An 8,021-nucleotide genomic window follows, 5' to 3' on the forward strand; every position below is an offset into this window, starting at 1 on the left:
GCCTCTTATGCGCGTCTCTTTGAACACATCGTTATAAGAGAGGGCGACCACAAGGGTGCGCTACTACGCGAGGTTTAGGTACAAAAAAAGACAAAGACCACTTTCGTGGACTTTGTCAACAGTCTCAGGAACGCAGATGAATCTGCGTTCCTTTGTTTATTCGGTAGATTTATGTTACAGCAGTTGCTTGGTCATCAGATAATAGAAGTTGATCGCATCCTCGAACTTTCTTAAATCATAGCCGGTCACCTGTTCGATTTTGCCAAGCCTGTAAAGCAAGGTGTTGCGGTGGATAAACAGCTTGTTGGAGGTATCGGTGACGTTGAGGTTGTTTTCAAAAAAGTGAATGACCGTCGCGATAAGCTCCTGATCGTCTACGATTGTCTGAATCTGCTTTTCCTTATTGATACTGATCAGTTTGTCTTTTCCTGTAGCATCGATCGCAAGCGCGAAAATCAAATGGTTTACAGAAAACCTTCTTTTTGAGGTGTACAGGCGCTTTCCAATAAGAAGCATCCTTCTGGCCTTCTGGTAATACTCTTTAAGGGCTGTCCAGTCACTGATTGTAATGCCGTACACGATATAGGGTTCGACCATCATGTCTTCCATAAATAGTTGCTGAAGCGTCTGGGAGATTTCTTCCACTTCACTCAAGTGCACAAGCAGGACGATATGATGGTCGCACACTGCAAGCAATGCACCGCTGAGCACCTCGTCAATCGCCTGCACCGCGTCTTCAATCTGCATCTGGTCTGCGGTACAGATGATCATTGAGTAATCCTGATTATCTTCACATCCAAGCGATGTCAGAAAGCCCGTATGCCACAACTCGTCTCCGCACATCAACCTTTCGAGCAGATGTTGCTTATTGGGAGCTTGCTGGGCAGAGATGATGTCATGAATGATATTCACAGCGACATTCGCACGTTCTTCAGTATCTTTAATTCCAGCGTAGTACTGTTTATGGTCATAAGTGAATCCGATAAAACCCCAGCCGTTGTCATACACAAAGCTTCGCTCTTCAAGCATGGCCAGCGAATGGCTTAGCTTTGTCTTTGTGATCGACTTGAAAATCATCTTCTTCTCTACATTCAGAACAACAAACTCCTTCCCTTTAAAATAAGGTAAGCGCATGATTGGATCCATCGAAAATGCCATTTGTGCCATCCTTTCTATACATTCTTGTTTATAGTATACCAGATTAAGTAAACACTAAAACAGGGCTAATTCATTAGCCCTGCTTTTATCACTACTTAATTCTATTTGTGCAATAAGCTAAGTTCAGTCTCAGCGTCAAACACGTGAAGTTTTTCTTCGTCGAAGTAGATATTGATCGTATCGCCGATAGCAACCTTCGCATCCGGTTTTTCCTTTGCGATTACTTCTCCGCCGTCAACATTGAAGTATAAAAGGATTTCAGAACCAAGAAGCTCTGTGACTTCAATCTTGATGTCTATACCTTTGTTTTCGTTGTTGATGTGCATGTCTTCAGGTCTGATACCCATGATTACAGTCTTACCTACATAATCAGCAAGGTTCTTAACGATTTCAGGCTTAGTAGGGTAGAATGTTTTACCATGGAACTTAAGACCGATCTTGTCGCCGCTGACTACTTCAGCTTTCATCAGGTTCATTTGCGGTGAACCGATGAAACCTGCGACAAATAGGTTCGCCGGCTTGTTGTAAATAGTCTTAGGGTCTGCAACCTGCTGGATGTATCCGTCTTTCATAACACAGATTTTCGTACCCATCGTCATCGCTTCAGTCTGGTCGTGAGTAACGTAGATGAATGTAGAATCCAGCTCTCTGTGTAGTTTGATAAGCTCTGCCCTCATCTGTACACGTAACTTCGCGTCAAGGTTTGAAAGGGGTTCGTCCATAAGGAATACTTGTGGCTTTCTTACGATAGCGCGACCAAGAGCGACCCTTTGTCTTTGACCACCCGAAAGCTGCTTCGGTTTACGGTCAAGAAGTGATTCTATACCTAAAATAGATGCTGCGTTTTGCACGCGCTCGTGAATTTCTTTTTTTGGAGTCTTTCTTAACTTAAGACCGAATGACATATTGTCTCTAACAGACATATGTGGGTAAAGCGCATAGTTTTGGAATACCATTGCGATATCTCTATCTTTTGGCGCTACGTCGTTCACCATTTTTTCACCGATGAACATCTCTCCTGTAGAGATTTCCTCAAGACCGGCGATCATTCTTAGTGTAGTCGTCTTACCGCAACCTGATGGTCCGACAAGAACCATGAACTCTTTATCTTCAATAGTCAATTCCGCGTCATAAACTGCGTGGAAACCATTCGGATAAACTTTATTTAACTTATTGAGCAATACCTTAGCCATAATCCACCTCTTCATAATAGTAATTCGCGTCGTAAGCGAAACCTTATCCTTCTTGATAACATTATACAGCGTAGACTTACGAAAATGACTTATGGATATTTACAAAAAAGCCCTGAATGTCATGACAGTTTTCACAAATCATATAAATTCAACCTTTGCGCCTTAATTTATTGGAGTTCTTCCCAAACCCGCCTGACGACGCCATAATCAAATCCCTTGGATAGCAAATTCCTCATCAGCTTCTCTTTTTGCTTATCCTCGGGCTCCCCCTCAAGCTGCCTGAGCTTTTTTCTCGCCGCTGTCATCGCCTTTTCGAACTCATCTCCTGTACCATCCTGAAGTACAAGATCGACAATGTTTTCAGGACATCCCCTTTGGATAAGGCGCATTTTGATCTTGCTCTTGCTATCTGTTTCAGACCGAACAGCAACCAGTTGTCTTGCAGTCTCCAGTTCGTCCATGTATCCTTCATCGATCAATCTGTCGATCGTATCATCGATAACCTCGCGATCGAACTCCTTTTGCAGAAGCTTTGTCCTCAGTTCTTTGACAAAATGATTTCTTCTGCTGATGATGTCGATGCTCTTATGCAGGCACTGGGAGTTTAAGAACTCCTTTTCCAAGACCTTGATCAGGCCTTCTTCTATTTCCTGCCCTTTGTACAAATGGTGCTGAACCAGCTGGGTCTCAGAAACCATCACTTGCCTCGCGCCAAAACGCAGGGCATAGACCCCGCGCTTGAGTTTTAAAATTTCATCTATGATCAACATATCTACCCCTTAACGACAATCACCGTCTTCAACCTTTTAATAGGTACCACCAAGTCCTTTTGCTGCTCCATTACCACTAGAATATCCTTATAGGCTTCCCTAGACTCGTCAGATACGATGCTCTTTGGAGGAACACCGATATATACCCCTTCCGAATTTAAGGTTTTGAGTATATCATCCTTATTGAATCTTTTCATCGCCTCTTTACGCGACATATGCCTTCCCGCTCCATGCGAACAGGAGTTGAAGGACTCTATGTTACCAAGACCTTTTACAATATAGGAATAGCTCCCCATCGCACCAGGGATGATTCCCAAATCATCTTTTTCAACCCGAATCGCACCTTTTCTATGAATCCAAAGCGCTTGACCCAAGTGTTCTTCAAGCGATGCGTAATTATGGTGGGCGTTGATGATATTTCCAAAGGTCACCGCTGGAAACGCCTCCATCAGCACATCCATCACACGTTCAAGAAGCATGGCTCTGTTCTCCTTGGCAAACTCAAGAGCCAGGTTCATCCACCTTGCGTAATTTTCTCCGCTTTCGGTGTTGACGGGCAGATAGCTTAGTTTGGACTTTACTGCGTGTTTGTCACCCTTTTTCTTGCAGTGGTATTCCGCCTTGTCATTATAGTAGTTGGCGATCTTCAGTCCGAAATTTCTGCTCCCGGTATGAAGCATGATACAGATCTTACCGCTTTCGTCTTCCTGGAACTCGATAAAATGGTTGCCGCTACCCAAAGTCGCCAATTGGTAGAAGACCCTATCGATCTCTTTATACAGGAGCTGGTTCTTGATCAGCCACTCCTCACTGTTCTCGATAAGCATGGTGAGTCTGTGGTTGCTCTGCTTCTGATCATGGTGCTTGAATCCCAGAGGAATCGTTCTCATGATCTCATCAATTATCTTTTTCACATGAAAGGGCTTCAGCTGCTCTTTTCGAAGATCCGTTTCAACATATGCCATTCCACAGCCGATGTCCACGCCAACGGCATTTGGAATGATGTGGTCCTTTGCAGCGATCACACCACCAATGGGCATGCCGAATCCTTGATGGGTATCCGGCATCAGCGCCACCCACCCTTCTAAAATACTCAAGTTTGATAGATTGATCGTTTGCTGCAGACAAATCGGATCGACATCCGCTAGACTATCAAGCCATATTTTAACCGGCAGTTTCATTTTCGCTTCATTGAAGTGTACAAACATAGTCCCACCACCTTTATTCCTATGTATATCCAAAAAGTGCGCGAATTATCAATTCGCGCACTTTCTTAATCTTCTTTTGTTCGGATAATTTGTGCACCCAAGACATTTTCGAGCCTATAGGTGCGTTTTTGCTTTCTGAAATAATCAAAACACCAAACAAGATCATCCGTCACCTTATAGGGTTTGATGATGCGCTCGATGACCTCAGACCCCTTTAGATAGATCATTTTCACCTTGGCATCATTTTCGATGGCAACTTCAAAGGTCTTTTTCATCGGTCGAATCTTCTTTTTCTTTATCTTTATCTTCCTTGAGCATGTCTCTTTCAATCGATTCGTTTTCCGGAGTGGTGAGCTTTAACTCAAAATAATCGATTTCGACCTGATGTCCGGTATACTCGCCGTAGGCATGCATCCAGATCCTTATGTAGGGCTTGGTCAGTGCGATACTCTTCAGTGTATAATCTTTGCCGTTGATGATATAGGTCACTCGGCCGTTATACGTGTTGATGATCAGCTCCTCTACAAACCATTCATCGAAAATGGGTTCTGCAAGAACATAATTCTTGTTTGTCTCCCAGTCCGGCGCAAGAAGCCTAAAGGCATCGGTACCCGGCCTTTGGGTATCCACACTCTGATCATGGGCGTACTCTACAAGGATCACGGCGTTTCCAAATGGCAACCCTCTCCTACTATCGGGTTTGAAGTCATCCTGATCCGTTTCGAATACGACAAGTCCGCCAGCAAAATAATCGCTGCCATATTTGATTCTAGTACGCCTTTTGATTTTGATGATGTCCTTTCCATCAAGCGGAATGGGTTTTGAAAGAAGATAAGGACCCCTATCTGTTTCTTTTACAGGGATCGTAATCACATTGTCCTCAAGAAACACCTTGTTATAAGCCGACTCATGGGTCTCCCATTCACCGACATACCACATCTCACGGTCAAGCGTTTCGAATCCGTCAAAATACGTTACGATATCAAGTTCGTTCTTTTTAATACTCAGTTCATCAAATGAAACATTCGTATAGATCAAATATGAAAAAATAATAAATACGAGAAACACGAGGATTTTTCTCATAATGAGCTCCTATTTATTGACCTAGAAATGACAAGAATGCCATTGGCAATAATGACAATACCATCAGACTCGCTAACACGATCGCTACAACTTTAGTCCATCTTTTACGTTGCATAGTTTACCTCCTTCAACTAATTCATTATTTCCATTATACCCTGTTTCTCATTTTGAAGCGAGAGATTCATTGATTCCGCTACGGTAGTTGTCCAAATCCTTTTGATAGGCCTCTGTAAAATGGTAGCCACACGACTTATACTCGTAACACCATCCCCTATAGATACAATCAGGAACACATACCCCTTTCATTTCTGGAGCGTGCTTTGAAACCTCTTCTACAAGCGATACCCAAGCCTCCTTCGTTTCTTTGGATGCCTGATGACAAAGACGTTTTCTAGAAATTTGAATCATCGCCTGCGCATTCAACTCGACTTCATGCTCAACAAGGCTTCCTTGCGGCAAAAGGTCCCTATCGACTCCTGCCCTGTCGGTTCTTTGCGTCCGTACCCAGTGTTCAATCCCAAACTTATGTCTTACAAGATGTACCGACACCCAGTATTTTAAGTCATACCATTTTGCGTTAAAGGACAATTTTCTAATTGGTGAATGTTCGCTAAGAAGCATTCTTCTTTTCCACGAGTCGGACGGTTCCTTTTCACCCTCTACCCTATTGATGGTCGTATTGGCCGCATCAGCCACCTCACGCCAGTTTCCTTTTGTTTTCTTAAACTCAACTCTCATTGCCAACTCCTCATTTTTTGTCTCTTCAATTATAGCAGAGAAGTTGCCGCCATGCACTTCACATTATGGTATAATAATGCTATTTACATCGTGTTGATTTTGAACGAAGGGAAAAACCATGCAAATCACATTACAGCTCTACACAGGAGCCATCGGGCGCTCCATCGTTTCAACCGACAGTATCATCGAAAGACTTGAACACTTACTTAAGCACATTAAATTCAACACGCTCATTTACGGATGGGCCACCGAAAATATCGATTTTACGCGTATCCGCAAGTTTACACAACAACACGGTATCGAGCTTTACGCCTGGATCCCTGTTTTTTCAGAACTCGAGGAGCATATCGACCTTGAACCTGTCATCACTTTGGAAGGTGAACCCATAAGACCCTATATCTATAGCGAGCATGAGCAGTTCACCTTCGCATGTCCTGCAAATCCGAAAAACTTACAGGCTATTTCCAGATACATCGACACGGCATGGCCGCTTGATGAGTTTGACGGAGTTTTTCTGGACAGAATCAGATATCCAAGTGCGATTCACGGACCGGATGCGATTAAAAGCTGTTACTGCCAGTACTGCAAGGACAAAACGCCGACCAACTTCAAGCTTTTGTTAAAACATAAGAGAAGCGTCATCACAAGTGCTGTGAGCCTGTTCTCCAAACAGTTCAAGGACAAAGGATTAAAAGTCGGACTCGATCTGTTCGCTGTCCCTTTTAATAAGTCTGTCGGTCAACGTTTTGACGATCTCGTTGAAATCAGCGACTTTATCAAGCCGATGTACTACACCGAAACCCTTTCCCCTGCGGGAATGCCCTTTGAGGCAAGAGCGCTAAATAAGTCGGGAAAATGGGGGTACGCCAACTGGTTGCCGTCAAAACTCCATTATAACAAGCTCTATTCCCTGTACAAGGATTCACTCAGAATCGGAATCGAATGGAACAAAGTGGATAACATAGCAAGTACAAGTCCTACAACCATAACAACACACCTTAAGCTCATCGAAAGTGCCGGTATCGACCACGTGGTCCTATCATGGGATGCGATGCAAGTACCCGAAGAACACATCCAAGCGGTAAAACAATTCATCGACAAAGCCTAATGAAAAGAACTCACTTATATAAGTGGGTTCTTTTCATAATCAATCACAAATCTTCAATCTTCAATCTTCAATCTTCAATAAACTCTATCTTTATATGCTCCCCGCTACAGAAGGGCATATTCTTTGAATATCCACATCTGCACAGCGTAGCCTTGAAAGGTGATTCCGAGGTCCTCAGCGTCTGACCGTCGATAGCAATGGCTCCGGTCAGGTCATAGGGACCGTCAAACCCAAAACGTCTTTCAGAAATCCTCAAGCAAGCCTCACCCAAGTAATCCCCCTGCACTCTTCCCTTTCCCACAATCGCATAACTGAGTGCGCCGGAAGGACACTTGTTGCATAGATCGATGATTTTCTCTACCGTATCCCCGTCAGGATCGATCCACGGAGCGGATTTCTTAAACACATTCGGAACTTCCTGCGTGCAGTACCCGCGATGGGAACATACGCTCCTGTTGTCGTAGATGATGATTTTCTCACCTTCATAGGCTCTCACCTTGTTTTTCAGATAATCCGGATTCGGCGATCCGTCGAATCCGTTTTTCTTGTGCGTGTCATCGCAAAAGGGTTTAGTCGATGAACCGCCGCATCTGCACAGATAAGCCTCCTGCTCGATGGATATCACCTCACCCGTGTGTCTTGTGATTTTTTTTAGGCCGGTCATTTTGAATGGGCCGTTTTTTGTTGCTGTGATTTTAGCTATTTTCATTTGTGATACCTCCCGTGTAGTTTGTACCCTGTTTTTGGGGTGGGGATTCATAGG

The 8,021-nt window shown here is 43.8% G+C and carries 9 protein-coding genes; 1 reads left to right on the plus strand and 8 read right to left on the minus strand.

Annotated features, from left to right (window positions below):
• Positions 1-174: 174 nt before the first annotated feature.
• From DWB64_RS18885 to DWB64_RS18915, 7 genes are all read right to left on the minus strand, one after another.
• Positions 175-1,158 (minus strand): CdaR family transcriptional regulator, encoded by a 984-nt coding sequence (locus DWB64_RS18885; RefSeq protein WP_243119006.1) that lies wholly within the window; start codon positions 1,156-1,158, stop codon positions 175-177.
• A 101-nt stretch (positions 1,159-1,259) separates the two neighbouring features.
• Complete coding sequence (locus tag DWB64_RS18890; protein ID WP_129489784.1) at positions 1,260-2,351, minus strand: ABC transporter ATP-binding protein; 1,092 nt, start codon at positions 2,349-2,351, stop codon at positions 1,260-1,262.
• A 167-nt stretch (positions 2,352-2,518) separates the two neighbouring features.
• Positions 2,519-3,121 (minus strand): regulatory protein RecX, encoded by a 603-nt coding sequence (locus tag DWB64_RS18895; protein ID WP_129489785.1) that lies wholly within the window; start codon positions 3,119-3,121, stop codon positions 2,519-2,521.
• Positions 3,122-3,123: 2 nt separating this feature from the next.
• A complete protein-coding gene (locus tag DWB64_RS18900) occupies positions 3,124-4,329 on the minus strand; it encodes an RtcB family protein (RefSeq protein ID WP_129489786.1) in 1,206 nt (401 codons plus the stop codon).
• A gap of 65 nt (positions 4,330-4,394) precedes the next feature.
• Positions 4,395-4,604, minus strand: coding sequence for a hypothetical protein (locus DWB64_RS18905; RefSeq protein WP_129489787.1), 210 nt, complete (start codon positions 4,602-4,604; stop codon positions 4,395-4,397).
• Entirely contained in the window at positions 4,588-5,412 is an 825-nt protein-coding gene (locus DWB64_RS18910) for a hypothetical protein (protein WP_129489788.1), read from the minus strand. Before DWB64_RS18910 ends, DWB64_RS18905 begins: the two co-directional genes overlap by 17 nt.
• 162 nt (positions 5,413-5,574) lie before the next feature.
• The gene (locus DWB64_RS18915) at positions 5,575-6,150 is read right to left on the minus strand and encodes a thymidylate synthase ThyX (RefSeq protein WP_129489789.1); all 576 of its coding nucleotides are present in this window, start codon (positions 6,148-6,150) and stop codon (positions 5,575-5,577) included.
• A gap of 118 nt (positions 6,151-6,268) precedes the next feature.
• Here DWB64_RS18915 and DWB64_RS18920 point away from each other — a divergent pair, with 118 nt between their 5' ends.
• Entirely contained in the window at positions 6,269-7,258 is a 990-nt protein-coding gene (locus DWB64_RS18920; protein ID WP_129489790.1) for a hypothetical protein, read from the plus strand.
• Between the two features lie 67 nt (positions 7,259-7,325).
• Here DWB64_RS18920 and DWB64_RS18925 read toward each other — a convergent pair whose 3' ends face one another.
• Positions 7,326-7,967 (minus strand): CDGSH iron-sulfur domain-containing protein, encoded by a 642-nt coding sequence (locus DWB64_RS18925; RefSeq protein ID WP_164980505.1) that lies wholly within the window; start codon positions 7,965-7,967, stop codon positions 7,326-7,328.
• Between the last annotated feature and the right edge of the window lie 54 nt (positions 7,968-8,021).

The organism is Fusibacter sp. A1, from assembly GCF_004125825.1.
Classification (GTDB): Bacteria; Bacillota; Clostridia; order Peptostreptococcales; family Acidaminobacteraceae; genus QQWI01.

Coding starts and splice junctions, on each gene's coding strand:
- DWB64_RS18895 (WP_129489785.1), bottom strand. CDS start 3,121: ATGTTGATCATAGATGAAATTTTAAAACTCAAGCGCGGGGTCTATGCC.
- DWB64_RS18885 (WP_243119006.1), bottom strand. CDS start 1,158: ATGGCATTTTCGATGGATCCAATCATGCGCTTACCTTATTTTAAAGGG.
- DWB64_RS18900 (WP_129489786.1), bottom strand. CDS start 4,329: ATGTTTGTACACTTCAATGAAGCGAAAATGAAACTGCCGGTTAAAATA.
- DWB64_RS18915 (WP_129489789.1), bottom strand. CDS start 6,150: ATGAGAGTTGAGTTTAAGAAAACAAAAGGAAACTGGCGTGAGGTGGCT.
- DWB64_RS18920 (WP_129489790.1), top strand. CDS start 6,269: ATGCAAATCACATTACAGCTCTACACAGGAGCCATCGGGCGCTCCATC.
- DWB64_RS18905 (WP_129489787.1), bottom strand. CDS start 4,604: ATGAAAAAGACCTTTGAAGTTGCCATCGAAAATGATGCCAAGGTGAAA.
- DWB64_RS18910 (WP_129489788.1), bottom strand. CDS start 5,412: ATGAGAAAAATCCTCGTGTTTCTCGTATTTATTATTTTTTCATATTTG.
- DWB64_RS18925 (WP_164980505.1), bottom strand. CDS start 7,967: ATGAAAATAGCTAAAATCACAGCAACAAAAAACGGCCCATTCAAAATG.
- DWB64_RS18890 (WP_129489784.1), bottom strand. CDS start 2,351: ATGGCTAAGGTATTGCTCAATAAGTTAAATAAAGTTTATCCGAATGGT.